Source organism: Janthinobacterium svalbardense, from assembly GCF_002327145.1.
GTDB lineage: Bacteria > Pseudomonadota > Gammaproteobacteria > Burkholderiales > Burkholderiaceae_D > Janthinobacterium > Janthinobacterium tructae.
In genome coordinates this window covers 4,410,906-4,436,637 of sequence record NZ_CP023422.1, presented here as the reverse complement: position 1 = coordinate 4,436,637, position 25,732 = coordinate 4,410,906, and the positions used below count along the sequence as shown (strand labels likewise).

The window sequence follows — 25,732 nt, the reverse complement described above, 5'->3', positions numbered from 1 at the left end:
CTTATCCATATTGCATTCGTATGACATCCGTATTGATCTTAACCACAGTCGCCGGGTGTGCCTAGTCTTTCTTGGTCGCTTGTCCTTGATAACGATGGAGTCCCGATGGCCTCAATGCAGCAGGGAATCGACGCAGTGCCGCAGCCGCAGCCGGCGATGGCATGCGACGTGCTGGTGGTGGGTGGCGGCATCAACGGCGCCGGCATCGCGCGCGATGCGGCCGGGCGGGGCTTGTCCGTGGTGCTGTGCGAAAAAGACGACCTCGCCGCACACACCTCGTCCGCGTCCACCAAGCTGATACACGGCGGCCTGCGCTACCTCGAATACTATGAGTTCGGCCTCGTGCGCAAGGCGCTGATCGAGCGCGAAGTGCTGCTGCGCTCGGCGCCGCACATCATGTGGCCCTTGCGCTTTGTCATGCCGCATGCGCAAGGCCAGCGCCCCGCCTGGCTGATACGTGCCGGCCTGTTTCTCTACGACATGCTGGCGAAGCGCCAAATCCTGCCTGCCTCGCAAGGTATCGACCTGACGCGGCACGCGGCGGGACAACCATTAAAACCTGAGTTCAAGCGCGGTTTCGTGTATTCCGACGGCTGGGTCGACGATGCGCGCCTGGTGGTGCTGAACGCCATCGACGCGGCGGACAAGGGCGCGCACGTGCTGACGCAGACGCGCTGCACGGCCCTGCGGCGCGATGGCGCGGGTGCGGACGCTGCCTGGCAGGCGACCCTGCAGCAAGGCGATGGACGTGAGTTGGCCGTGCGCGCGCGCAGCGTCGTCAATGCGGCCGGGCCGTGGACGGCCGAGTTCCTGCAGCAGGCCGTGCCCGGTGGACAGGGCCGGCATTTGCGTTTGATCAAGGGCAGCCATATCGTCGTCAAGCGTCTGTTCGCGCATGATCATGCGTATATCTTCCAGCATCCGGACGGGCGCATCGTGTTTGCCATTCCGTATGAGACAGACTTCACCCTGATCGGCACCACCGACCTCGACTACCAGGGCGAGCGCGGCAAGGTGGAAATCGATGACGCGGAAATTCGTTACTTGTGCGAGCTTTCCAGTTACTATTTCAGCAAGCCCATCAATCCTGCTGACGTGGTCTGGACGTATGCGGGCGTGCGCCCGCTGGTGGAAGACGCGTCCGCCGACGCCAAGGCCGTCACGCGCGATTACTGCTTCGAACTGGACCAGGAAGGAGCGCCGCTGCTGAGTATCTTCGGCGGCAAGATCACCACCTTTCGCAAGCTGGCCGAGGAAGCGCTCGATTTGCTCGAACCGTTGCTGGTGCCCGAGCCAGGCAAGAGGCGGCGGGCCTGGACGGCCAGCGCCTGCCTGCCCGGTGGCGACGTGTTCGGCAGCGTGCCGCAGAACCGGTCAGTGCGCGAATTCGGCCAGTTCGTGCAGGGCTTGCAGCGCGACTATGCGTGGCTGCCGGCGGCGCTGGTGGCACGCTATGCGCGCGCCTACGGCACGCGCATCCATCTGCTGCTCGATGGGCGCAAGGATGTGGCGGCCATGGGCGAGGAAATCGCCGCCGGCCTGTACGGGGCGGAAGTGGACTATTTGCGGCGCCATGAATGGGCCGTCAGCGCGGCCGACATCCTGTGGCGGCGCTCCAAGCTGGGCCTGCACCTGCCGCGCGAGACGGCGGGCAGGCTCGACGCCTGGCTGTTGCAGCACCCTTTGTCGTAAGCAGCACACGTTGGCGACCACGCCCCGCAGAGGGTGCCGCGAAGAATAAGAAACCATCACTGGAGGAGACGCGCGTGCAACTGGTACTGGACAAGATCAGCAGGAAGCAGGGGGCTGACGATTATTTATATCCGATGTCGCTGGCGCTGGTGCCGGGCGCCATCAACGTCTTGCTGGGCACCACGCGTGCCGGCAAGACCACCCTGATGCGCGTGATGGCGGGCCTGGACAAGCCCAGCGGGGGCACCGTCACGGCCGATGGCGTCGACGTGACGGGCGTGCCCGTCAGTAAGCGCAATCTGGCCATGGTGTACCAGCAATTCATCAACTATCCGGCCTTTACGGTGTACGATAATATCGCTTCGCCCTTGCGCTTGCGCAAGGTGCCCGAGGAACAGATACGAACCAAGGTGCTGGCGCTGGCCGAGCGCCTGCATATCACGCCGTATCTGCAGCGCACGCCCGGGGAACTGTCGGGCGGCCAGCAGCAGCGCACGGCGCTGGGGCGCGCGCTGATCAAGGATGCGTCCCTGTTGCTGCTCGACGAGCCATTGGTGAACCTCGACTACAAATTGCGCGAGGAATTGCGCCGCGAATTGACGGAACTGTTTTCCAGCGGCAGCACGACGGTCGTGTACGCCACCACGGAACCGCTGGAAGCGCTGCAGCTGGGCGGCCACGTGGCCGTGCTGCACGAGGGACGCTTGCTGCAGCAGGGGCCGACGCTGGACGTCTTCAACGCGCCCAATTCCATTGCCGTGGCGCGCACCTTCAGTGACCCGCCCATCAACCTGATTCCCGCGCGCGTCGATGCGCAGGGCGTGGCGCGGGCGGCGGACGGCCTGGCGATAAACCTGAGCGGCGAACAGCGTGCCGGCCTGGGCGACAGCACGCAGGTGATCCTCGGCGTGCGCGCGCACAGCCTGCATCTGTCGCCCCAGTCCGATGGCGACGTGGCCATCGCAGCTACGGTGGACCTGGCCGAAATCAGCGGCTCGGAAACCTATGTGCATGCGCGCCGTGGCGACTTGGCCCTGGTGGCGCAACTCGGTGGCGTGCACAACCTGGAGATCGGCAGCGCCTGCACCGTGTATTGCCAGCCGCATGCCTTGCTGATCTTTGCGGACGATGGCGGTCTGCTGTTCGCCCCTGTGCAAGGAGGAGTGTGACATGGCGCGCATCGAACTGGTCGACCTGGCCCACGCCTACAAACCGAACCCCACGGCACCCGCCGACTATGCGCTGCGGCCGATGAGCATGGCGTGGCATGACGGCGGCGCCTACGCCTTGCTGGGGCCATCCGGCTGCGGCAAGACGACCTTGCTCAATATCATCTCCGGCCTGGTAAAGCCGTCGCATGGCAAGGTGCTGTTCGACGGCAAGGACGTCACGCAGCTGCCGACCGAGGCGAGGAATATCGCGCAAGTGTTCCAGTTTCCCGTCATTTACGACACCATGACCGTGCACGACAACCTGGCGTTTCCGCTGCGCAATCGCGGCTGGAAAGAGATCGAGGTGAAAAAGCGCGTGCAGCAGGTGGCGCAGATGCTGGAATTGACGGGCGACCTGAAACTGCGCGCCAGTGGCTTGTCCGTGGACGCGAAGCAAAAGATTTCGCTGGGACGCGGTCTCGTGCGCCCCGATGTGGCAGCCGTGCTGTTCGACGAACCGCTGACGGTGATCGATCCGCATTTGAAATGGCTGTTGCGCAGAAAGTTGAAGGAAATCCACCACGAACTGAAGTTATCCTTGATCTATGTCACGCACGACCAGGTGGAAGCGCTGACCTTTGCCGACCAGGTGGTCGTCATGACGCAGGGCGAAGTGGTGCAGACGGGCAGCGCACAAGCGCTGTTCGAGGAACCCGAGCACACCTTTGTCGGCTATTTCATCGGCAATCCGGGCATGAACTTGCTCGATTGCACCCTGGACGATGGCGGGGCGAGAGTGGCGGGCCAGCCGCTGGCCGTGTCCGCCGCCACCCGCGCGGCCCTGGCTGGCGCGCAAGGCAAGATCACGCTCGGCGTGCGGCCGGAATTCGTCGAATGCCTGAAAGCGGGCGAGGGTGGGGAGGATACGCTGGACGCCACGGTGACTGCCGTACGCAACATGGGCACGCATTACCTGGCGCAATTTCAGCTGGGCGGCGCCACGGTGGCGGCCAAGCTGCGCGCCATCGACGCGGTGGCGGGGGAGGCTGTACGGCTGCGCTTTCCGCCGCAACGCACCTTGTACTACGTCAACGATAAGCGGGTGGCCTGATGATACATAACGGTAAAACCGATAACAACCGCCGCGCCTGGCTGCTGATCTTGCCCGTGCTGCTGTGCGTGGCCTTTTCCGCCATCCTGCCGCTGATGACGGTGGTGAACTATTCCGTGCAAGATATCCTGAGCCCCACGCAAAAGGTATTCGTCGGCACTGAGTGGTTCCGCATGGTCATGCTCGACGGCGACTTGCACAGCGCCTTGCTGCGCCAGCTGCTGTTTTCCGGCTCCGTGCTGGCGATCCAGATTCCGCTCGGTATTTTGATTGCCCTGTGCATGCCGGCCGAGGGCTGGAAGGCGTCGCTGGCGCTGGTGCTGATCGCGCTGCCCTTGCTGATACCGTGGAACGTGGTGGGCACCATCTGGCAAATCTTTGGCCGTGGCGACATCGGCCTGATGGGCTACACCTTGAATCAATTGGGTGTTGACTACAATTACAACGGCAACTCGCTCGACGCCTGGCTGACGGTGATGGTGATGGATATCTGGCACTGGACGCCATTGGTCGTGCTGCTGTGCTATGCGGGTCTGCGCGCCATTCCCGACGCGTATTACCAGGCGGCGCGCATCGACGGCGCCTCGCGCCTGGCCGTGTTCCGCTACATCCAGCTGCCGAAACTGCGCAATGTGCTGATGATCGCCGTCTTGCTGCGCTTCATGGACAGTTTCATGATCTACACGGAACCGTTCGTGCTGACCGGTGGCGGACCCGGCAATGCCACCACCTTTTTGTCGCAATACCTGACGCAAAAGGCCGTGGGCCAGTTCGACCTGGGGCCGGCTTCGGCGTTCTCATTGATTTACTTCCTGATCATCCTGCTGTTCTGCTTTGTGCTGTACACGTGGATGCAGCGCGTCGGCACGGGAGACCAGAAATGATGCACAAGAAAATCAGTGCCACCATCCTGATCGTCTTCCTGCTGGGCTCGCTATTGCCCATCTACTGGATGCTCAACATGTCGCTCAAGACCAACGAGGAAATCGTCGGCGTGCTGAGCCTGTGGCCCGAACACCTGACGTTCGCCAACTACAAGACCATCTTTACGGACCCATCGTGGTACAGCGGCTACATCAATTCCATGATTTACGTGGCGCTGAACATGGTGATGTCGGTCACGGTGGCCTTGCCGGCCGCGTATGCGTTTTCGCGCTATAACTTTGTCGGCGACAAGCATCTGTTCTTCTGGCTGTTGACCAACCGCATGACGCCGCCCGCCGTCTTCCTCGTACCCTTCTTCCAGCTGTATTCGACGGTGGGCCTGATGGATACGCATCTGGCCGTGGCGCTGGCGCACATGGTCTTCAACGTGCCGCTGGCCGTGTGGATACTGGAGGGTTTCATGTCCGGCGTGCCGAAGGAAATCGACGAGACGGCGTATATCGACGGCTACAGCTTTCCGCGCTTCTTCATCCGCATCTTCTTGCCGATGATTAAGTCGGGCGTGGGCGTGACGGCCTTCTTCTGTTTCATGTTCAGCTGGGTGGAACTGTTGCTGGCGCGTACCTTGACCTCCGTCAATGCCAAGCCGATTGCCGCCACCATGACACGCACCGTGTCGGCAGCTGGCATGGACTGGGGCGTGCTGGCGGCGGCGGGCGTCTTGACCATCGTGCCCGGTGCGCTGGTGATCTGGTTCGTGCGCCATTACATCGCCAAGGGTTTCGCGATGGGGAGAGTGTGACATGGAAAATACGAGTGATAGCACAGCCAGCCTGTTCGGCTGGATGGCCTGGACGCCGGAAGTGGCCATCTTCTTCATCTGTATCGGCTTGATGCTCGCTGGCATGACGGTGTGGCAATGCCGTTCGCCCAGCATCGCGCGCAAGGGCTTCTTGCCCATGCCCACCACGCGTGGCGACCGTTTGTTCATCGGCTTGCTCACGGCCGCGTATGTGAATCTGGCCTGGGCGGGGTTTACGGAAATGCAGCAAGCGATTGGTGCTGCCATCAGTTTTGTACTTTTATTAGTGGTAATGCGTTGGGGGTGAGCCGGCTTGCCGGTGTTGATGGAGGCCGGACCGTCAGCAGGCGGCCGGCAATACAATAAAAGGAGATTCACGATGAAATTGAAGTTCACGGTCTTCGCGGCGGTGGCCATGCTCGTGTCGAATGCGGCCCTGGCCGACGCCAAACAGGCGCAAACCTGGATCGACAAGGAATTCCAGCCATCCAGCCTGAGCAAGCAGCAACAGCTTGCTGAAATGCAGTGGTTCATCGATGCGGCGGCCAAGCTGAAAGCCAAGGGCATCAAGGAAATTTCCGTGGTCTCGGAAACCATCGACACCCACGTCTACGAATCGAAGACCCTGGCCAAGGCTTTCGAGGAAATCACGGGCATCAAGGTACGCCACGACATCATCCAGGAAGGCGACGTGGTGGAAAAGCTGCAAACCTCCATGCAGTCCGGCAAGAGCATCTATGACGGCTGGATTTCCGATTCCGACCTGATCGGCACGCACTACCGCTATGGCGCCGTCGAACCGCTGTCCGACTACATGGCCGCCAAGGGCAAGGAATTTACCAATCCCGGCCTGGACTTGAAAGATTTCATCGGCATCAGCTTTACCACGGCGCCGGACGGCAAGGTGTACCAGTTGCCCGACCAGCAGTTTGCCAACCTGTACTGGTTCCGCGCCGACTGGTTCGCGCGCAAGGATTTGCAAGCCAAGTTCAAGGCCAAGTATGGCTACGAACTGGGCGTGCCGCAAAACTGGTCCGCGTATGAAGATATCGCCGACTTTTTTACCAATGACGTGAAGGAACTGGACGGCAAGAAAGTGTATGGCCACATGGATTACGGCAAGAAAGATCCGTCGCTGGGCTGGCGCTTCACGGATGCGTGGCTGTCGATGGCTGGCGCAGCCGACAAGGGTATTCCGAACGGCATGCCCGTCGACGAATGGGGCATCAAGGTCGCGGCCGACAAGTGCACGCCTGTCGGCGCGTCCGTTTCACGCGGCGGCGCCACCAATTCGCCGGCGGCCGTCTTTGCGCTGACGAAATACATCGACTGGATGAAGAAATACGCGCCGCCGCAGGCGAACGGCATGAATTTCTCGGAATCGGGTCCCGTGCCGGCGCAGGGTGAAATCGCCCAGCAAATCTTTTGGTACACGGCGTTTACGGCTGGCATGACGAAACCGGGCTTGCCGGTGGTCAACAAGGACGGCACGCCGAAATGGCGCATGGCGCCGTCGCCGCACGGCCCGTACTGGAAGGAGGGCATGCAGAATGGCTATCAGGACGTGGGTTCCTGGTTCCTGTTCAAGTCCACGCCGGACGACCGCAAGGCCGCCGCCTGGCTGTATGCGCAATTCGTCACCTCGAAAACCGTGTCGCTGAAGAAATCCATCGTCGGCCTGACTTTTATTCGCGATTCCGATATCCGCCACGATTATTTTACGAAACACACGAACGAGTACGGCGGCTTGATCGAGTTCTACCGCAGCCCAGCCAGAGTAGCGTGGACGCCGACAGGCAACAACGTGCCCGACTATCCGAAGCTGGCGCAGCTGTGGTGGAAGAACGTGGCCACGGCCATCACGGCGGAAAAGACGCCGCAAGCCGCCATGGATAACCTGGCCGAGGAAATGGACCAGGTCATGGCGCGCTTGCAGCGGGCGGGCATGAAGGCGTGCGCGCCCAAGCTCAATGCCAAGGGCGATCCGAACCAGTATCTGTCGGACCAGCATGCCCCATGGAAGAAGCTGGCGAATGAAAAACCGAAGGGTGAAACGATTGCCTACGATAAATTATTGCAGGCTTGGAAAGAGGGCAAGGTAAGGTAGTCGTGTAAACTTCTGCCGCCGTTGTCCCGGGGCACGGGCGTTTTCCCGTGCCCCTTCACTGTATAGACGTAGTAGCGATCATGACCAAATACATACTTGCTTTAGACCAGGGCACCACCAGTTCGCGTGCCATCCTGTTTGACCATGCGGGCCGGCCGCACGCCAGCGCGCAGCGCGAATTTCGCCAGATTTTCCCCCAGCCGGGCTGGGTCGAGCATGACGCGAACGAAATCTGGGCCTCGCAAGAAGGCGTGCTGCAGCAGGTGCTGCGCGACAGCGGCGTGGCCGCATCCGACGTGGCTGCCATCGGCGTGACCAACCAGCGTGAAACGACGGTGCTGTGGGACCGCGCCACGGGCGAGCCCGTCGCCAACGCCATCGTCTGGCAAGACCGGAGAAATGCCGCCTATTGCGAGCAACTGGTCGGGCAGGGCAAGGCGGACCTCATCCAGCGCAAGACGGGTCTTGTGCTGGACGCCTATTTTTCCGCGACCAAATTGAAATGGCTGCTCGACAACGTTCCCGGCGCCCGCGCGCGCGCCGAGCGGGGAGAACTGGCCTTCGGCACCATCGACAGCTGGCTGATCTACAAGATGAGCGGCGCCCACTTGACGGATACGAGCAACGCGGCGCGCACCATGCTGTTCAACATTCATACTTTACAGTGGGACACGGATCTGCTGGCGCTGCAGGGCATTCCCGCCTCGCTGCTGCCCGACGTCGTGCCATCGAGCGGCGTGGCCGCGCACACGCACGTTGACTTGCTGGGTATCTCCGTGCCGATCGCCGGCATCGCGGGCGACCAGCAGGCCGCGACGTTCGGCCAGGTGTGTCTGAAGCCGGGCATGGCGAAGAATACCTACGGCACGGGCTGCTTCATGCTGATGAACGTGGGCAAGCGCCCCTTGCCATCGAAAAACCGGCTGTTGACGACGGTGGGCTGGAGCCTGGGCGCGGGCAGCGACAAGACCGACTACTTGCTCGAAGGCAGCGCCTTTATCGCGGGCGCAGCCGTGCAGTGGATGCGCGATGGGCTGGGCATCATCCGCGATTCGTCCGAAGTGGAAGCACTGGCCACCAGCGTGCCCGATTCGGGCGGCCTGGTCTTCGTGCCCGCCTTCGCGGGCCTCGGCGCGCCGTACTGGGATCCGTATGCGCGCGGCACCCTGATCGGCATCACGCGCGGCACGGGCAAGGCGCACATCGCGCGCGCCGCATTGGAAGGCGTGGCTTACCAGAACGTCGATGTGCTGTCCGCCATGCAGGACGATGCGGGCATCGCCTTGAGCGAGCTGCGCGTCGATGGCGGCGCGGCGCGCAACGACATGCTGATGCAGTTCCAGGCCGACATCTTGAATGTGCCCGTGGTGCGTCCCGTGGTGACGGAAACGACGGCCTTGGGCGCCGCCTACCTGGCGGGCCTGGCCGTGGGTTTCTGGGCATCGCAGGAAGAAATCGCCGCCCAGTGGCAGGTGGGACGCCGCTTCGAACCGGCCATGGCCGCCGACGAACGCCTGACGCGGCTGCACAAATGGCAGCGCGCCGTGGAACGCTCGCGCGACTGGAGCGAGTGACTAACTGGCATTTGCCCTTTCGCCGAGTTGTGCATCGCGTGCAGCGTCTGTCAGCATTGCAATAATTTGATCGAAATCCTGTTTTGATCCAATGCTGCGCCTATGGTGTGTTGCCATCATGTTCCGGAAGCCTGGCAAGTCAATCAGGATTTTTTTTGCCAATTCCAACGGTGTCTGGTGAAAAGAGTTTTCTTTTGCTACGAGGTGTGCATGATGTTCGATCACAAGGGCTACGATGTCGGCGTAGCCCATGCGCGCGGCCGTATGGAGTGCGGTGTTCGCTTCATCGTAGGTGACTCTGGACGTGTCCGCCTGATGTGTCAACAGCATGGAAACACAGTTTTTTGACCGGGCAGTAACCGCCGCATGCAAGGCGGTGCGTCCCAGGTAGTCCTGGGCATTCACATCGGCGCCGGCACTCAGGAACGCCAGAGTCAGTTGCTCATCGCTGGCATCGGCCACCATCATCAAGGGTGTCTGTCCTTTGAAGTCTGCCATGTTGACCTGTTTGGGCCACGCTTCAGCCAGCAGATGAATGGCGTGGCGCCAATGGGCCAAGCCCCTTTCCATCTTGCTTACTTCGCCTTGCAGGTCGGAAGAGACCGCAGCACGCAATATGGGCAGCTGTCTTGCAAATTCATCCTGCATCTTCAGCCACGCCATGAGCACGGTGTTGCTGCGCACCTCACGGATAGTGCCTTGTTTGAGCGTTTTGGCATTGCGTCTCATCCACTGCTTCAAGGCATCCCATTTGCCTTCGATGATGATAGGCAGAGCTTCCTGGATGAATGTTTTGGCCTGTTCTTTTGCTAGTGGCTGAGCGCTCTCTATGCACGGGTAGGGTTTGTAGAGTTCGTCCCAGAAGTAGTCGGAAACACATATGGCGGTGTCTTCCAGTGATGTCACTTGGTGCTGAAACATGCCATAGGCGAGCATATTGCGATGGTATTTTTCATGATTGTTAGGAATCAAGCCCAGATTGGCAACTTCGATGGCAAACGCATCCTTGGCGATTTCACCGCGCAGAGTGCCAAAATTTCCGTCGTCGCAGGCGTCGAGGGCCGCCCGCATCAGCTTTGCCGCGTCGTCGAACGCATTTTGCGCCAGCAGGTGCTTGGCGCGGTACTGCAGCAAGGGCGCTTTCCATGTCGCATGGCCAGCGCTGGCTTCGGCTTCTGCAAGGAGCGCTTCCACCCTGTGCTGGACATCGTTTGACCTGTTCGTGTGGCGGCAATTCAAAAGCTCGGCCAGTTCCAGGATGCTGGCGCCCACCATTTCAGCAGGCGTTGCAGCCAATTCCCGCAACCGTTGAATCGCCAGCAGCCTGGTTTTCAAGGGTAAGGAAGTCGATTTTGCAACATGGCTGACGACGGCATAGCTGGCTTCACCCTGGAGCGTCCGCCAAGGGGAGGCGGTACGGACTCGCTCCAGCAAGGACTGTAATCGGGTGTTTTCTTCATGTTCTTCCTTCAATCGCCGACATTTGCTTGCGATAAGGGTTGTGGCAGTGTGCATGTCGAGCGCTACGAGGTCTTCCAGAGCATCGCCTTCAGCGAGTTTCGCGAACCGGCGCGTCAGCAGGTCGGCCACGGGGAGATGCCCCCCGTCCTTAATGGAAGGCAAGATCGACAGAAAGACATCCGCCTTGTCCCAGGGGGGCAGCCGTGACTCGAACAAGATGTCTTCCTCATCCTGGGTGTCGGAATTTTTCCAGGCATCAACGGTCAGGTTGTAGATGGTGCCGAAGATGCCCGCCAATTGCAGCAGCTTGTTTTGAGAGGGGGCTGTACAAGTTGCCTGTACGCCCGGGCAGAGGAACTTCAGCAATCTGATGTATCCATCCTGCACCATGCGGGCGACTCGCAATCGCTGCCGTATCATGGCCATGCCTGGTTTTGCATAACGTGTCAACAGTGCCTGCACGAAAAGCTGTTTCTCCTCATCGCTGGCGGATTCATCCATGACAGACTCAAGCCGCCCGGGCTGCGTCATCGGAATTTGGTCGCGGAGGTCGTCCGCAGATAAATTCCTGGATTGAACGAAGGCGAGGGCGGCTTCAAATTTGACTTGCTCAGCAAGGTCTTCTGCAAGTTCAAATACGCCTTTGAATACCAGGTTGGCGTCGTCAGAGAAGTATTCATTGATCGACGTGACGCGCGGGATAGATGCGTTTTTCCAGTTGTATAAGTTCCTGACGATGGAGTCCCTGTCGGTATTGCCGTCACCAAGCGATTCTGTCCCGACGCCTGCCTTGCCGATGGAGCAGTCCAGCAGGTCGATGAGCCAGTCTACGACGTGCGGCACAGGCAGCTCCATTGTTCCCGTGGTAACGTTCACGTGGGGCAAGAACCAGAATGCTCCGCCTGGCATTCCTTTGTCGAAAGCCCCGTCGAGATTCCAAACCGCGATTCTGCGGGCCAGGTTTGGAACATAGCAGTATCCGAGAAGATGCCATACCACTTGGCGCTGGTCTGCATTCGAGGTCCAGGTGTTGAGTTCAACAGCCTTGTGGTAACCCTCCCATTCGCTCATTCCCCGGACCGCATCATGGCAAGCTGCTGCATCCATATCCAGGCTATTAAAAATGGCGCTGCAAACGTCAGTCGCCATCTCCTGATGGTTTTTGTTACGCATTCCGAGATTGGCGAATTTCTCCTTGACCTTGCTTGAATAAGGAACTAAATCGAGGCTTTGATGGATTTCAAGTAACAGCGCTTCAAAGGAGGGAATGGTTGCCATTGTGTTTTCGCTTTCATTGGTTTGATTGCAACAATGTTCCCACGTCGTTCGTACCAGTGTCACGGAAACTTCTCGTCCCCCCCCCATTCCGATGGATATTTGCAGTAAATGTCAAATCTCGCGGGGGAGGGGGCGGGGTTTTTCATGGCGTTTGAGTAACTTCTTGGGCAAAGTGAGGGCCTATCAAACAACCGGAGTGTGCCGTGAGCCTTACCCCCACCATGTGTGTACGCGAACTCGTCATCAATTGGCATGTTACCGAAGTGTGTAATTATGGTTGCCGCTATTGCTATGCAAAGTGGGAGGATGGCGATTCGACGCAGGAATTGATACACGATGGTAGCGCCATTAAGGCATTGGTCGAGGAGGTCGGACGTTTTTTTAAACCTGGCAATTCGGACAATCCGCTGTGGCCGAGTATGCATTGGGAATTGTTGCGGCTGAACCTAGCTGGTGGGGAACCGCTGCTGTATGCCGAGAAGTCGCTGGGCGTCATCCTGCATGCCCGGCGATTGGGTCTTGAGACCTCCATTATCAGTAATGGCAGCCGCCTGACTCCTGCCTTGATGCAAGCGCTGGCGCCCCATCTTGCCATATTGGGGCTGAGCCTGGACTCCTCGCAAGAGAAGACCAATCTTGGCATCGGACGAGTTGATCGCCAGTTGCGCACGCTGTCGATGCCTGAGTTGGTTGACATGATTGCTTTGGGCAGGCAGATCAATCCCCGGCTTCGGCTAAAGATCAATACTGTCGTTAACACATTGAACTGGCAGGAGGACATGGGCAAGTTGATTGGCCGTCTGGCGCCGGAGAAATGGAAAATCCTGCGCATGCTGCCCAAAATTACGGATGACCTGGCCTTGTCTGACGCGCAGTTTGACACTTTCGTCCAGCGTCACGCGGACCTTGATCATGGCGTCCGAGTGGAGGATAACGCTGACATGACCGAGTCCTATTTGATGATTGACCCCTATGGTCGCTTCTTTCAGAACATACCTGGGGAAAAAGGCTATCGATATAGCGATTCCATTCTCGACGTAGGTGCCGCCCGGGCCTTTTCTCAGGTCAATGTGTCGACAAGGAAGTTCTGCTCCCGCTACGCAGGCGAGTTGGGGGAGCTGCAGGCATGAAATGGTGGCCCGCCTGTCCTTTTACCGTACTTACTCTGGCGCAGGGTTGATGAACGCCTTAGTTGTCCATGTCAGCCACCACTGGCGCCCGTTTGGGGTAGGCAGGCCTCCATCTCAAGAATGCGTAGTGTTTATTTATGGCCGCGCGAAATACACGGCATAACCCACCGTTTCGCGCGGCACGGAATACAGGTCACGCAGCTCGAAATAGGGCGCGTGCACCTGGCCGCTGACGGCGATGCCGGCCCGCGCCAAAGCCAGACGGAAGCGGGGGACATGAAAATATTGTGTGGCGACCATGGCCGTCTTCCAGCCGTGCTGGCGCATGAGAAGCGCCGCGTTGCGGGCCGTGGCGTCCGTGGTCCAGCCTTGACTATCTTCGATGATGGCGCTGGCCGGCACGCCGCGCTTGAGCAGATAGCGTGCCATCGACGCGGCTTCGTCAAAACCTTCCTTGCCTGTCGCTCCGCTGACGAGGATGCGCGGCGCCAGTCCAGCCTGGAATTGCGTCAGCGCAGCATCGAGCCGCGCCTGCAGGCGGGGGCTGGGCGTGCCGTCGGGCAGGATGGTGTTGCCGGGCACGACGATCACGTCGGCGGGCGCCAGTTTGTCGTGCAGGCCCGCCAGCACCAGGGTGGCGGTGGCCAGCAGGAAAACACCGGCAGTGCTTGAAACCAGCACAGTTATTTTTCGCATCGTTCATCATCAAGTAGGGAATGGACGCATGATACCCGGCCATTCCCGCTGGCGTCAGTTCGCCTGCGCCTTGCGCGCGCGCTGGCTCGACAGATAAATATTGTCCTTTTCCAGCGGCTTGCCCTCGCGCACGGCAGCCAGCCAATCCTGCGTGCTGGCGACGGCGGCGAAATTCGAATGGAACACGGTACTGAAGACGCGGTGGATTTCCTCGGCGCTGGCCGTGCCGCCCGCATTCGCGTAGGGCAGGGTGCCGGTAGCGTCTTGCAGGAATTCGACTTGCAAGCCGTCGTGCGCGGCGTGGTAGATGGTGGCGGCGTCGCAGTTGTGCGTCATGTAGCCGGTCACCGTCAGGGTGTCGATGTTGTGGTTTTCCAGCCAGGCGCGCAAGTCCGTGCCCGCAAAGGCGCTGCCCATGCTCTTGTTGATGCGGTGGTCGGCAGGGATTGCCGAGACGGCCGGATGCAATTGCCAGCCGTCGCTGCCCCTGGCGAAGATGGGGGAGGCTTCCGGTGCATCGTGCTGGACGACGATCACGGGCACGCCGGCGGCGCGGGCGGCGGCCATGGCCTGGACGATGTTGGGCAGGGAAATGTCGACGGACGGATATTCGATGGGCATGTCGCCCGTGAAGTATTCATTTTGTACATCGATGACGAGCAGGGCGCGGCGTGGTGCGGTAGTGTTGGACATGCGTGACTCCTGAATGGTTGAAAGAGGAAGGGCCTCCTCGATAACGCCATTCTCAGGCCGCGTGATTGAAATGAAAAGTGGCCCGAAGGCCTATCTGAGATAAAATCGGGCCATGCCTACTATTACTGCATCTACCTCCCCCTTGAGCGTGGCCGTGATCGCCTTTGACGGCATGACGCCATTTCACTTGTCCGTGCCTTGCCTCGTGTTTGGCGCCCAGACGGACGAGGCGGACCTGCCGCCTTTTCACGTGCGCGTCTGCGCCGCCGATCCCGCGCCCTTGCGCACGGCGGCCGGCTTCGGCATCACGCCCGAGTTCGGACTGGAAGGGCTGGAGGGCGCCGATATCGTCATCATGCCGGCCTGGCACGACGATTGCCGCGATGCCGCACCGTCGCTGGTCGCGGCGCTGCAGGCGGCTAGCCGGCGCGGCGCGCGCATGGTGGGCCTGTGCCTGGGCGCGTTTCCCCTGGCGCAGGCGGGCTTGTTGGATGGCAAGAGCGCTGCCACGCACTGGGGCATGGCGGACCGGCTGGCGGCCAGCTATCCCAAGGTCAGGGTGGACCGGGAAGTGCTGTACGTGGATGATGGCGGCGTGCTGACGTCGGCCGGCGTGGCGGCCGGCCTCGATTGCTGTTTGTATTTGCTGCGCCAGCTGGCGGGCGCCGAGGTGGCCAACCGCGTGGCGCGCCGGCTGCTGGTGGCGCCGCACCGCCAGGGTGGGCAGGCGCAATTCATCGAGCGCCCGCTGCCCGTGTCCGGCAGCGAAGGGCGCTTTGCCGAGGTGCTCGCCTGCGTGACGGCCAGCCTGGGCCAGGCGCACAGTATCGACACGCTGGCCGAACGGGCCGCCATGAGCCGGCGCAATTTTACGCGCCATTTCCGCCAGGCCACGGGTACGTCCTTCAAGCAATGGCTGCTGAACCAGCGCCTGGCGCATGCGCAAGGCCTGCTGGAAAAAAGCGCGGCCTCGATCGACGTCGTGGCGCAAGAGGCCGGCTTCGGCACGGCGTTGTCGCTGCGCCAGCATTTCCGGGCCAACTTGCAGACGTCGCCGTCGGCGTACCGCAAGCTGTTCCGGCAGCAATCAGGCCAGGTCGCTTGACCATAGTGTGGCCGGGTCCCGGCTGCCTTGGGGCAGCATCGCGCTGACGGCGATTTGCCGCCCGATGAAAGCGGTGGCATCGAAGGCGTAGCGTTCCTGGAAGGACACGGTTTCCGCACTCATCAGTTCGGCATACGTCTGCATCAGGGTCGAGGCGCGCAGGTAGTTGCCCTGCTCCACGTAGGTGGCTATGGCGCCCAGCAGCACGGGATAATCGGCATTTTCCTTGCTGCCGCCAAAGTTGAACGACAACTGCCCGCAGGCGCGCCAGATGGGGTCAGGCTCCCCGTCCGGCACTGGCTGCGTGCGCAGCCATTGCAAGGCCTTGAATGGCGGGCCGCCAAAGGACGGTGGCGATATGATCGCCTCGATGGCCACCTTGACGGCTGCATCGATTCTTCCCGCGCGCACATACTGGCCATGCAGCAGCACCAGGGCGTCCGTATATTCGGGCACGATGGCCAGCGCCGCTTCCAGCAGCGCGATGGCCGCGTCCGGGTTGCGCTGCGCAATCAATTCCTTGGCTTCCAGATAGGCGGCGCGCGGCGAAGTCGGGTCGTCGGCCAGCGAGGGCGTGCCGACATACTCGTCCTCCGCTGCCGCGTAGGCTTGCAAAAACGTGGCCAGGCTGGAAAAGTGCGGCTGGAGGCGCCACTCGTCGTGCCAGGTCTCGACCACGATCGGTTCGGACGCTTCGCGGCCGATGGGCCAGTACAGGCCGAAGGTGTCGCCATTGCCCAGTGCGCCTTCGGCGAAGGGAGTGAAGCCGAGCGGTGGATACGCTGTCGTGTGTTGCCAGTCTTGTTCCACCGAAATGTGAGCGAGGCTTGCGGGTAGTTGCATGGGGGGGCACCGGAGTATAAAACGCCAGTGTAGAACAAGAGGGCGCGGCGGGCGCGTCCCCATGGCTTGCTTGCGCGACCTACTTGCGCGGCTCGTGTATCCGGAATTTCCTGACGACACCCGCCTGGTCGAACATGACGGCCACTTCGCGCGTGCCTTTTTCGCCCAGCAGGGGGAGCAGCCGTGTCACCTTGGGCGCTTGCAACTGGTTCTTGTAGACCCAGACTTCATAGCCGGGATCGAAGCTGACCACAGTGGCGCTGCCCAGGGCCGCGTCGAGGTCGAGGCGGGTGGTCTTGCCGACCTGGATGTTCTGATAGATGGCGCCATTGTCCGGCGCGCGGTTGACCTTGTATTCACTGGCGGTGCACATGGCCACGGCCAGGCCCGCGAGGCAGGAAGCTGCCAGTTTTATCAATGTGTTCATACGGACTCCCAGTGTGCATCACTGCTCCCAATCTCAGAGGGGACGGGCGTGATGTCAGGAGGGAGTGTGCTTGGGTCGCGCCGAATGTGCTACAAGATTATACAAAGGCGCACAAAATGATGCCTTTGGTGCCGGCTGGTGCTACCTTTAGCGGCTCTGCAGCACGTCGGTCGAGAGTGCCAGGGTTTCCTTGATTTCTTCCATCACCACATAGCTTTTCGATTGCGCGGCGCCCGGCAGCTGCAGCAGCATGTCGCCCAGCAGTTTGCGGTACTCGGCCATTTCATGGATGCGCGCCTTGATCAGGTAATCGAAGTCGCCCGACACCAGATGGCATTCTTGCACTTCGGGAATCTGCAACACTTCGCGGCGGAATTGCTCGAAGGCGGACGCCGACTTTTGATTGAGAGTAATCTCTACGAAGACGAGCAGCTTGGCGCCCAGCGCGGCCGGGTTCACCTTGGCATGGTAGCCCGTGATGACGCCGTCGCGCTCCATGCGCTTGACCCGCTCGATGCAGGGCGTGATCGACAGGCCCACCTGTTCGCCCAGGTCTTTCATCGAGATGCGGCCATCCTGCTGCAGGATGCGCAGGATGTGGCGGTCCAGCTTGTCGAGGCCACGTGCCGATTCTTTAAGGATTCTCATGATTTATTGCTGAATATCTCGATTTATACGTGAACAAATACTGGCTCTTTCCCAATATGATAGCGGTTAATCTGGCAATAGCCTAAAAAATATAATGAGGAAACTATGCGTATCGTGATTCTGGGTAGCGGCGTCATCGGCGTCACCAGTGCTTACTATCTGGCCAAGGCAGGACATGAGGTGACCGTCATCGACCGCCAGCCGGGCCCGGCACTGGAAACCAGCTTCGCGAATGCGGGGCAAATCTCGCCCGGCTACGCTTCGCCATGGGCCGCGCCCGGTATTCCCCTGAAAGCCGTGAAGTGGATGATGCAGCGCCACGCGCCCCTGGCCATCTCGCTCGACGGCAGCGCTGCCCAGCTCAAATGGATGTGGCAGATGTTGCGTAATTGCACACCGGAAGCGTATGCGGTGAACAAGGAACGCATGGTGCGCCTGGCTGAATACAGCCGCGACTGCTTCAAGGTGCTGCGCGCCGAAGCGGGCATCACGTATGAAGGCCGCCAGCAAGGCACGATGCAATTGTTCCGCACGGAAAAGCAATACAACGACGCCGCCAAGGATATCGAAGTGTTGAAAGACGCGGGTGTGCCGTATGAAGTGCTGCAGCGCAATGAGCTGTCGCGCGCCGAGCCGGCCCTCGAAGCGGTCAAGGATAAACTGTTCGGCGGCTTGCGCTTGCCCAACGACGAAACGGGCGATTGCCAGCTGTTTACCACGCGCCTGTCGGAAATGGCCGTGGCGCTGGGCGTGAAGTTCCGCTATGGCGTGTCCATCGACGCGCTGCTGACCCAAGGTGATGAAATCGCTGGCGTGCAATGCGGCGCGGAAATCGTCAAGGCCGACTCCTACGTGGTGGCCCTCGGTTCCTACTCGACGGGCTTCATGCAGCCGCTGCTGGACATTCCCGTGTATCCATTGAAGGGCTATTCGATCACCGTACCGATCGTCAATGCGGCCAAGGCGCCCGTGTCGACCATTCTCGATGAAACCTACAAGATTGCCGTGACGCGTTTCGACGACCGCATCCGCGTGGGCGGCATGGCGGAAATCGCCGGCTACAACCTGGATCTGAACCCGCGCCGCCGCGAAACCCTGGAAATGGTCGTCAACGACCTGTTCCCCGGCGGCGGCAACACGGCCGAAGCCACGTTCTGGACGGGTTTGCGCCCGATGACGCCGGACGGCACGCCGATTGTCGGCCGCACGCCGCTGCGCAACCTGTTCCTCAACACGGGCCACGGCACCTTGGGCTGGACCATGTCCTGCGGTTCGGCGCAATTGCTGGCCGACCTGATGTCGTCGAAACAGCCGGCGATTCTGGCCGACGACCTGTCCGTCAGCCGCTACAGCGGCGCGCAGCGCGGCGGCAAACTGCAACACGCGGTGGCCTGAGATGGCGGCCTGTACGCCTGCAAAGGAACGGAGCGGCGCCATCCTGACGGTGGACCTGGACGCCGTGCGCGCCAACTACCGCTTGCTGCGCGACAAGGCACATCCGGCCGCCTGCTCGGCCGTCGTCAAATCCGACGCCTATGGCCTGGGCGCCGCGCAAGTGGGCGCAGCCCTGTATGAAGAGGGTTGCCGGCACTTTTTTGTGGCGCATCTGGAAGAGGGCATCAGCCTGCGCCCGCACGCGGCGCCGGACGCGGCCATCTTCGTGCTGCACGGCCCGCCCGTCGATACGGAAGGCGAATTCACGGCCCATGGCCTGACGCCAGTGCTCAACAGCGAGCCGCAGGTGGCGGGCTGGCGCGCACACGCCAAGGCATTGGGGAAAACCCTGGACGCCATCGTGCAGGTGGACACGGGCATGTCGCGCATGGGCTTGTCGCCGCAGGAAATCGACGCCTGGCTGCTGGATGCCCACTTTCTTGACGGCATCAAGGTGCGCTACATCATGAGCCACCTGGCGTGCGCCGACGAACGCAGCAACCCCATGAATGGCGAGCAGCTGGCCCGTTTCATCGCCATCCGCGCCCGTTTGCCGCAGTACCGCGCCAGCCTGGCCAATTCATCGGGCATCTTTTTGTCGCCTGACTATCACTTCGACCTGGTGCGCCCCGGTGCGGCCCTGTACGGCATCGCGCCGCAGGGCGGCGAACCGAATCCGCTGCGCTCCGTGGTCCGGCTGCAAGGCAAGGTCATGCAGACGCGCACCATCGCCGCCGGCGACCACGTGGGCTACAGCCGCCGCTACACGGCCAGCGAGCCGCGCCAGGTGGCGACGATTTCCGTCGGCTATGCCGATGGCTGGCTGCGCAGCATGAGCAACCAGGGCCTGGCCATCGTCGATGGCGTGAAAGTGCCGCAGATCGGCGCCATCTCGATGGATTCGATCACCCTGGACGTCAGCGCCATCGCGCAGGAACGCATCGTGCCGGGCAGCCTGGTCGACCTGATCTGCGCCGAACACCCGGTCGATGCCGTGGCTGCCATGGCCCATACCATCGGCTATGAGGTCTTGACGAACCTGGGCGGACGCTACTATCGCGAATACCAGGGATTGGCTGGCGCACGCTAAGGCAACGCAAAACCGATGATTGTGTGGCAAGATAGCCCTGGCGTGCATCGCACCTCAGGGCTTTTTCTTAACCATCATCGGGGATTTTCATGAGCCAATATCAAGTCGCAATCATCGTCGGCAGCCTGCGCAAGGATTCCTTCAACCGCAAGCTGGCCGACGCCATCATCAAGCTGGCGCCGCCCGAGTTTTCCTTCAAACATATCGAGATCGGTGACTTGCCGCTGTACAACCAGGATGACGATGGCGCGCAAGCCGAACAGGTGTTGCGCCTCAAATCCGACATTTCCGCATCGCAAGCCTTGCTCTTCCTCACCCCCGAATACAACCGTTCCATCCCCGGCGTGCTGAAAAACGCTCTCGACCACGGCTCGCGCCCGTATGGCCAGAGCGTGTGGGGCGGCAAGCCGGGCGCCGTGCTGGGCGTCTCCGTGGGCGCCACGGGCACGGCCCTGGCGCAGCAGCATTTGCGCAATGTGCTCGCTTACCTGGACGTGCCGCTGCTGGGCCAGCCAGAAATGTTTATCCAGGCCAAGGAAGGCCTGTTCGACGAGCATGGCGGCATCGGCCCGGCCAGCCTGGGCTTCTTCCAGGGCTGGATGCAGCGCTACGCGGACTGGGTACGCAAGCACGCCGTGCATGCCTGAATGGCCTAGGCTTGTCGGGCGGGGATAAATGGGGCAATAAACCGTCGGCCATGGCACTTTGTTGCTGTAAGGACATGTATAATGGGCGCAATCCTACGCTGCCCCGTCTCTTCCATGCCGCTTCAACCTGTGGCGCAACCTTTGTTGCGCATCAATCTGCGCCGTCTGATCGTGCTGGTGGCGTTTGCCAGCGCCGTCATCTCCCTGGCTAACAGCTTTTATGCCACGTATCAGGTGCAGCGCCAGTTGCTGATCGATACGACCCTGGAGGCGAACTACGCGTATGCGCTGAAGCTGGCCAGCAGCACGGAGAACTTCCTGCTGGCGGCGCGCCAGCAACTGGCCTACAGCGCCAGCCAGCTGCCCCGGCATTTTGCCGACCCTGCCGCCCTCAAGACGGAAGCCGAACGCTTGCGCGGGCAGACCAACACCTTCAATTCCGTCCTGATCGTCGACGCGCAGGGCAAGGTGCTGGGCGTGTCGCCCGAGACGCTGGGCCTGCAGAACAGCCAGCTGGCCTCGGAAGGGGCGCGCCTGGCGCTGCGCGAACGCCGCCCGCTGATCACCCGTCCGTATATGTCGTCGGTGGGCAACCTGGTGGTCTTCATTTCCCATCCCGTCTTCGATCACGGTGGACGCTATCTGGGCTATGTGGGCGGTTCGATTTACCTGAAGCAGAAAAACATCCTGTTCACCTTGCTGGGACAGCATTACTACCGCGATGGTTCGTATTTATATGTGGTCGACCAGAGCCGGCGCCTGCTGTACCATCCCGATCCCTCGCGGGTCGGCGAAGTGGCCGGCAAGAATACCGTGATCGACGCCATCGTGCGCCAGGAAAGCGGCAGCGGAAGCACCGTCAACAGCCGGGGCACGGAGATGCTGGCCGGCTATGCCGTGCTGCCGTCAACGGGCTGGGGCATCGTGGCCCAGCGGCCCAAGGCCGCCACTTTGGCCCCGCTGAACCAGCTGATGCTCAACACCCTGTGGTATTCCTTGCCCATTGCCTTGCTCAGCCTGCCGTTCATCTGGTGGCTGGCGCGCCTCATTTCACGGCCCCTGGTGCAGCTGGCCGAAGGCGCCAGCCGCATGGACGCGCCCGGCATGGCCGAGCGCATCGACGGCATCCGCGCCTGGTATCTGGAAGCGTCGCAGATCAAGCGCGCCTTGCTGGTGGGAATGTCCTTGCTGCAGAAAAAGATCGGCAAGCTGAAATTCGACGTGCAGACGGACCCGCTGACGGGCCTGTCAAACCGGCGCGGCATGGCGGCGGCGCTGGATGCCTGGCAGGCCCAGGCGCGGCCGTTTTCCGTCATCGCCATCGACATCGACCATTTCAAGCAAGTCAACGACCGCTGGGGCCATGCGGTGGGCGATGAAGTCATCCTGCACCTGGCGCAACTGATGCGCGCCTGCTCGCGCGATGCCGACGTGCTGTGCCGCAATGGCGGCGATGAATTCATCATGCTGCTGCCCGAGGCCGACCTCGACGTGGCGCTGCAGGTGGCCGAGCGCCTGCGCGCCCGCGTGGCCGCCGCCGAGATCCCCGGCGCCGGTCCCGTCACGGTGTCGCTGGGCGTCGTGTCGTCGGAGCAGGGGGCGGGCAAGGTGCTCGGTGCGGACGCCGTGCTGCTGGCGGCCGACGCGGCCCTGTATGTGGCCAAGGAAAATGGCCGCAACCGCGTGGGCCTCGCCGAGCCTGCCTGAGGCGTTTTTGTGCCGGATCAGATTGACCTTGTCATTCGGCAAACGTCAAACTGATCCTATGTTTTCTTCGATCTCTGAGTCTGTTATGTTTTACTCGAAAAGCCTAGAGTGGAGGCCTGGGTAAAACACAGACGCAAGACGTCGGGAAGGCTGTATATGCTAGGACTCACTGCACTGGAACTGGCGCGCGTCCAGTTCGGCTTCACCATCTCATTCCACATCATTTTTCCTGCCATCACCATTGGCCTGGCCAGTTACCTGGCGGTGCTGGAGGCGGCGTGGCTGCGCACGCAGGATGGCGTGTACCGCGACCTGTACCACTTCTGGTCGAAGATTTTCGCCGTCAATTTCGGCATGGGCGTCGTTTCCGGCCTCGTCATGGCTTACCAGTTCGGCACCAACTGGAGTTTCTTTTCCGATTATGCGGGCAGCATCACGGGCCCGCTGCTGGCCTATGAAGTGCTGACTGCCTTTTTCCTGGAAGCGGGTTTCCTCGGCGTGATGCTGTTCGGCTGGCACCGCGTGGGGCCAGGCCTGCACATGTTCGCTACGGCCATGGTGGCGCTGGGCACCTTGATCTCGGCCACCTGGATCATCGCCTCGAACAGCTGGATGCAGACGCCGCAAGGCCATGAAATCATCGACGGCCGGGTCGTGCCCGTGGACTGGCTGGCCGTCATCTTCAATCCCTCGTTCCCCTACCGGCTGCTGCACATGAGCGTGGCCGCCTTCCTCGCCACGGCCCTGCTGGTGGTGGCGTCGGCCGCCTGGCATTTGCTGCGCGGCAATGACAATGCGGCCATCCGCAAGATGATGACGATGGGCTTGTCGATGCTGCTGATCGTCGCGCCCATCCAGGCCGTAATCGGCGACCTGCATGGCTTGAATACCCTGGAGCACCAGCCGGCGAAGATCGCCGCCATGGAAGGCCACTGGGAAAATACGGGCAGCGAGGGCACGCCGCTGATCCTGTTCGGCTGGCCCGACATGGCGCGCGAGGAAACCCTGTACAAGGTGGAAATCCCCCGCCTGGGCGGCCTGATCCTCGCGCATGACTGGAATGGCACGATTCCCGCCTTGAAAGAATTCGCGCCGCGCGACCGGCCCCCTTCCGCCGTCGTGTTCTGGTCTTTCCGCATCATGGCGGGGCTGGGCATGCTGATGATCGCGCTGGGCATCTGGAGTGCGTGGCTGCGCTGGCGCGGCACCCTGTGGCGCTCGCGCCTGTTCCTGCGCTGCGCCCTGTGGATGGGCCCCAGCGGCCTGGTGGCCATGCTGGCCGGCTGGTACACGACGGAAATCGGCCGCCAGCCGTGGACCGTGTACGGCTTGCTGCGCACGCAAGACGCCGTCTCGGCGCACGGCGCCACGCAATTGGGCATCACCCTGGTGTTGTTCATCGTCATTTATTTTGCCGTCTTCGGCACGGGCATCGGCTACCTGCTGCGCTTGATCCGCGTGGGGCCGCAGCCGCATGAGGGCGAGCGCGTCGAGCACGGCGGACCGGGCCAACAGCGTACACCCGCGCGGCCACTCTCTGCAGCACAAGGAGGAAATTCGCATGGGCATTGATCTGCCACTACTGTGGGCCATTATTATCTTGTTCAGCATCATGATGTATGTGGTGATGGATGGCTTTGACCTGGGCATCGGCATCCTGTATCCGTTTTTCCAGGAGAAGAGCGAGCGCGACGTGATGATGAATACGGTCGCGCCCGTCTGGGACGGCAATGAAACCTGGCTGGTGCTGGGCGGCGCGGGCATGCTGGCGGCCTTTCCGCTCGCCTATTCCGTGGTGCTGAGCGCCTGCTATCTGCCGCTCAGCTTCATGCTGATGGGCCTGATCTTCCGCGGCGTGGCCTTCGAATTCCGCTTCAAGGCGCGTGAGCATGAGCGCCATGTGTGGGACAAGGCGTTTATCGGCGGCTCGGTGGCGGCCGCCTTTTTTCAGGGCGTGACTCTGGGCGCCTACATCCAGGGCATGCCGGTAGTCCAGCGCAGCTATGCGGGCGGCGCGCTGGACTGGCTCACGCCGTTCTCGCTGTTCACGGGTGTGGGACTGGTGGTGGCGTATGCCTTGCTGGGCAGCACCTGGCTGATCATGAAGACGCAGGGCAGCCTGCAGGCGCGCGCGGGGCGCATCACGCGCACGCTCGTCTGGCTGCTGCTGGGCGTGATCGCCGTCATCAGTCTCTGGACGCCTTTTGTCGATCCGGCCATCGCCGCGCGCTGGTTTGCGCTGCCGCAACTGTTCTGGTTTCTGCCCGTGCCGCTGCTGGTACTGGGCGCGGGCTGGCTGCTGCTGCGCTCCCTGCGGCGCGGGCGGCAGACGGCGCCTTTCCTGCTGACCCTGGCGCTGGTTTTTCTCGGCTACAGCGGCCTGGGCATCAGCGTGTGGCCCAATATCATCCCGCCGTCGGTATCGATATGGGAGGCGTCGTCGCCGCCGCAAAGCCAGGGTTTTACCCTGGTGGGGGCGCTGTTCATCATCCCCGTTATCCTGATGTATACGGTGTGGTCATATTATGTGTTTCGTGGCAAAGTCCACCCGGAAGATGGCTATCACTGATGAAACAATTTAAACAGGGACAACAATCATGGTGCAAACGACTGGCTTGGCTGGCCGGCATCTGGCTGGCCAGCGTGGCCACCCTGGGCCTGGCCGCGTGGGCGATGCGCATGCTGATGCGGGCGGCGGGGATGGGCAGCTGACAGGCATCCGCTGCGAGGTCGGTGACCAGTTGCACCCGCTGGCCTTGCTCGGCTGCCGCGAACTCAACTATGGCCAGCACAGCGTGCTGCCGCTGCAGCCGTTCCGCCTGAGCGTGCCGGAAGCGGCGCTGGCGGGCCTGCTCGACGAACCGTTCAACCATTTTATCCAGACTTGTCGCGTAGACGACTTGCAATACGAGGAAAGCGACTTGCCCGAACTCAAGCAGGCGGGCTACCCGGACATCACGGCCATGCTGGCGGGCCACCGGCCGCTGCTGGCCGACATGTTGCTCGACTTCATGATCGGCGACCTGCTGGCCGCCATCGGGCGCGCCAGCGGCTACCGGCCACCGCGCGCGCGCCATTGGGGCGACATGGAGGCGGCTGATGGCCGCGCGTATTTCACCATCAATGAAGTGCAGAAAGTGACTTTTGCCGATGGCCAGGCCCTGTTCGAAGGGCAGGGATATTACGGCGAGTACGTCATCTGGCTGACCCACGGCTACGTGCGCAAATAGGGACTTGACCTTCCTCGCGTG

The 25,732-nt window shown here is 61.6% G+C and carries 24 protein-coding genes; 18 read left to right on the top strand and 6 right to left on the bottom strand.

What is annotated here, in order from left to right; genetic code table 11:
- Positions 1–105 precede the first annotated feature (105 nt).
- The 8 genes from glpD (at position 106) to glpK (ending at position 9,322) form a co-directional block, all read left to right on the top strand.
- Positions 106–1,692 (top strand): glycerol-3-phosphate dehydrogenase, encoded by a 1,587-nt coding sequence (glpD, locus tag CNX70_RS19570; protein WP_244198875.1) that lies wholly within the window; start codon positions 106–108, stop codon positions 1,690–1,692.
- Between the two features lie 74 nt (positions 1,693–1,766).
- Positions 1,767–2,861: an ABC transporter ATP-binding protein gene (locus CNX70_RS19565; RefSeq protein ID WP_096236292.1), complete on the top strand. Its 1,095-nt coding sequence runs from the start codon at positions 1,767–1,769 to the stop codon at positions 2,859–2,861.
- 1 nt (position 2,862) lies between these two features.
- On the top strand, positions 2,863–3,954 hold the full coding sequence (locus tag CNX70_RS19560; RefSeq protein WP_096236290.1) for an ABC transporter ATP-binding protein: 1,092 nt from the start codon (positions 2,863–2,865) through the stop codon (positions 3,952–3,954).
- Positions 3,954–4,838 (top strand): carbohydrate ABC transporter permease, encoded by an 885-nt coding sequence (locus CNX70_RS19555; RefSeq protein WP_096236288.1) that lies wholly within the window; start codon positions 3,954–3,956, stop codon positions 4,836–4,838. Before CNX70_RS19560 ends, CNX70_RS19555 begins: the two co-directional genes overlap by 1 nt.
- Complete coding sequence (locus tag CNX70_RS19550; RefSeq protein ID WP_096236286.1) at positions 4,835–5,641, top strand: carbohydrate ABC transporter permease; 807 nt, start codon at positions 4,835–4,837, stop codon at positions 5,639–5,641. Before CNX70_RS19555 ends, CNX70_RS19550 begins: the two co-directional genes overlap by 4 nt.
- A gap of 31 nt (positions 5,642–5,672) precedes the next feature.
- Entirely contained in the window at positions 5,673–5,948 is a 276-nt protein-coding gene (locus CNX70_RS19545; RefSeq protein ID WP_096238567.1) for a DUF2160 domain-containing protein, read from the top strand.
- Positions 5,949–6,020: 72 nt separating this feature from the next.
- The gene (locus CNX70_RS19540) at positions 6,021–7,748 is read left to right on the top strand and encodes an ABC transporter substrate-binding protein (RefSeq protein WP_096236284.1); all 1,728 of its coding nucleotides are present in this window, start codon (positions 6,021–6,023) and stop codon (positions 7,746–7,748) included.
- A gap of 80 nt (positions 7,749–7,828) precedes the next feature.
- Positions 7,829–9,322, top strand: coding sequence for a glycerol kinase GlpK (gene glpK, locus CNX70_RS19535; RefSeq protein WP_096236282.1), 1,494 nt, complete (start codon positions 7,829–7,831; stop codon positions 9,320–9,322).
- Here glpK and CNX70_RS19530 read toward each other — a convergent pair whose 3' ends face one another.
- On the bottom strand, positions 9,323–12,061 hold the full coding sequence (locus CNX70_RS19530; protein ID WP_157751173.1) for an ankyrin repeat domain-containing protein: 2,739 nt from the start codon (positions 12,059–12,061) through the stop codon (positions 9,323–9,325).
- Positions 12,062–12,264: 203 nt separating this feature from the next.
- Here CNX70_RS19530 and CNX70_RS19525 point away from each other — a divergent pair, with 203 nt between their 5' ends.
- A complete protein-coding gene (locus CNX70_RS19525) occupies positions 12,265–13,191 on the top strand; it encodes a viperin family antiviral radical SAM protein (RefSeq protein ID WP_208624446.1) in 927 nt (308 codons plus the stop codon).
- A gap of 135 nt (positions 13,192–13,326) precedes the next feature.
- On the opposite strand, the gene CNX70_RS19520 is transcribed toward CNX70_RS19525, so the two are convergent.
- Both CNX70_RS19520 and CNX70_RS19515 read right to left on the bottom strand, forming a co-directional pair.
- Entirely contained in the window at positions 13,327–13,887 is a 561-nt protein-coding gene (locus CNX70_RS19520; RefSeq protein ID WP_244198873.1) for a YdcF family protein, read from the bottom strand.
- Between the two features lie 54 nt (positions 13,888–13,941).
- A complete protein-coding gene (locus tag CNX70_RS19515; RefSeq protein WP_096236276.1) occupies positions 13,942–14,580 on the bottom strand; it encodes a cysteine hydrolase family protein in 639 nt (212 codons plus the stop codon).
- A gap of 142 nt (positions 14,581–14,722) precedes the next feature.
- Here CNX70_RS19515 and CNX70_RS19510 point away from each other — a divergent pair, with 142 nt between their 5' ends.
- Positions 14,723–15,685, top strand: coding sequence for a GlxA family transcriptional regulator (locus CNX70_RS19510; protein ID WP_096236274.1), 963 nt, complete (start codon positions 14,723–14,725; stop codon positions 15,683–15,685).
- On the opposite strand, the gene CNX70_RS19505 is transcribed toward CNX70_RS19510, so the two are convergent.
- The 3 genes from CNX70_RS19505 to CNX70_RS19495 form a co-directional block, all read right to left on the bottom strand.
- Positions 15,668–16,528, bottom strand: a complete 861-nt coding sequence (locus CNX70_RS19505) for a tetratricopeptide repeat protein (protein WP_157751171.1) — start codon at positions 16,526–16,528, stop codon at positions 15,668–15,670. The two genes, CNX70_RS19510 and CNX70_RS19505, sit on opposite strands and share 18 nt — an antisense overlap.
- 79 nt (positions 16,529–16,607) lie before the next feature.
- Positions 16,608–16,955, bottom strand: a complete 348-nt coding sequence (locus CNX70_RS19500) for a hypothetical protein (protein ID WP_096236270.1) — start codon at positions 16,953–16,955, stop codon at positions 16,608–16,610.
- Between the two features lie 147 nt (positions 16,956–17,102).
- The gene (locus tag CNX70_RS19495; RefSeq protein WP_034754979.1) at positions 17,103–17,603 is read right to left on the bottom strand and encodes an Lrp/AsnC ligand binding domain-containing protein; all 501 of its coding nucleotides are present in this window, start codon (positions 17,601–17,603) and stop codon (positions 17,103–17,105) included.
- Between the two features lie 105 nt (positions 17,604–17,708).
- On the opposite strand from CNX70_RS19495, the gene CNX70_RS19490 reads away from it, so the two are divergent.
- The 8 genes from CNX70_RS19490 to CNX70_RS28605 all read left to right on the top strand — a co-directional run bounded on the left by CNX70_RS19490 (position 17,709) and on the right by CNX70_RS28605 (position 25,711).
- Positions 17,709–18,998 carry a D-amino acid dehydrogenase gene (locus CNX70_RS19490; protein WP_096236268.1) on the top strand — a complete coding sequence of 430 codons (1,290 nt, stop codon included), beginning with the start codon at positions 17,709–17,711 and terminating at the stop codon, positions 18,996–18,998.
- Position 18,999: 1 nt separating this feature from the next.
- Entirely contained in the window at positions 19,000–20,127 is a 1,128-nt protein-coding gene (gene alr, locus CNX70_RS19485) for an alanine racemase (protein ID WP_096236266.1), read from the top strand.
- Positions 20,128–20,216: 89 nt separating this feature from the next.
- Positions 20,217–20,774, top strand: coding sequence for an NADPH-dependent FMN reductase (locus tag CNX70_RS19480; RefSeq protein ID WP_096236264.1), 558 nt, complete (start codon positions 20,217–20,219; stop codon positions 20,772–20,774).
- 81 nt (positions 20,775–20,855) lie between these two features.
- Positions 20,856–22,481 (top strand): sensor domain-containing diguanylate cyclase, encoded by a 1,626-nt coding sequence (locus CNX70_RS19475; RefSeq protein WP_341865525.1) that lies wholly within the window; start codon positions 20,856–20,858, stop codon positions 22,479–22,481.
- A gap of 156 nt (positions 22,482–22,637) precedes the next feature.
- Complete coding sequence (locus CNX70_RS19470; RefSeq protein WP_096236260.1) at positions 22,638–24,053, top strand: cytochrome ubiquinol oxidase subunit I; 1,416 nt, start codon at positions 22,638–22,640, stop codon at positions 24,051–24,053.
- Positions 24,043–25,050, top strand: a complete 1,008-nt coding sequence (gene cydB / locus CNX70_RS19465; protein WP_096236258.1) for a cytochrome d ubiquinol oxidase subunit II — start codon at positions 24,043–24,045, stop codon at positions 25,048–25,050. The genes CNX70_RS19470 and cydB overlap by 11 nt, the downstream gene beginning before the upstream one ends.
- Positions 25,050–25,193 (top strand): DUF2474 domain-containing protein, encoded by a 144-nt coding sequence (locus CNX70_RS29305; protein ID WP_096236256.1) that lies wholly within the window; start codon positions 25,050–25,052, stop codon positions 25,191–25,193. Before cydB ends, CNX70_RS29305 begins: the two co-directional genes overlap by 1 nt.
- The gene (locus CNX70_RS28605) at positions 25,148–25,711 is read left to right on the top strand and encodes a hypothetical protein (protein WP_167389690.1); all 564 of its coding nucleotides are present in this window, start codon (positions 25,148–25,150) and stop codon (positions 25,709–25,711) included. Before CNX70_RS29305 ends, CNX70_RS28605 begins: the two co-directional genes overlap by 46 nt.
- Positions 25,712–25,732 lie beyond the last annotated feature (21 nt).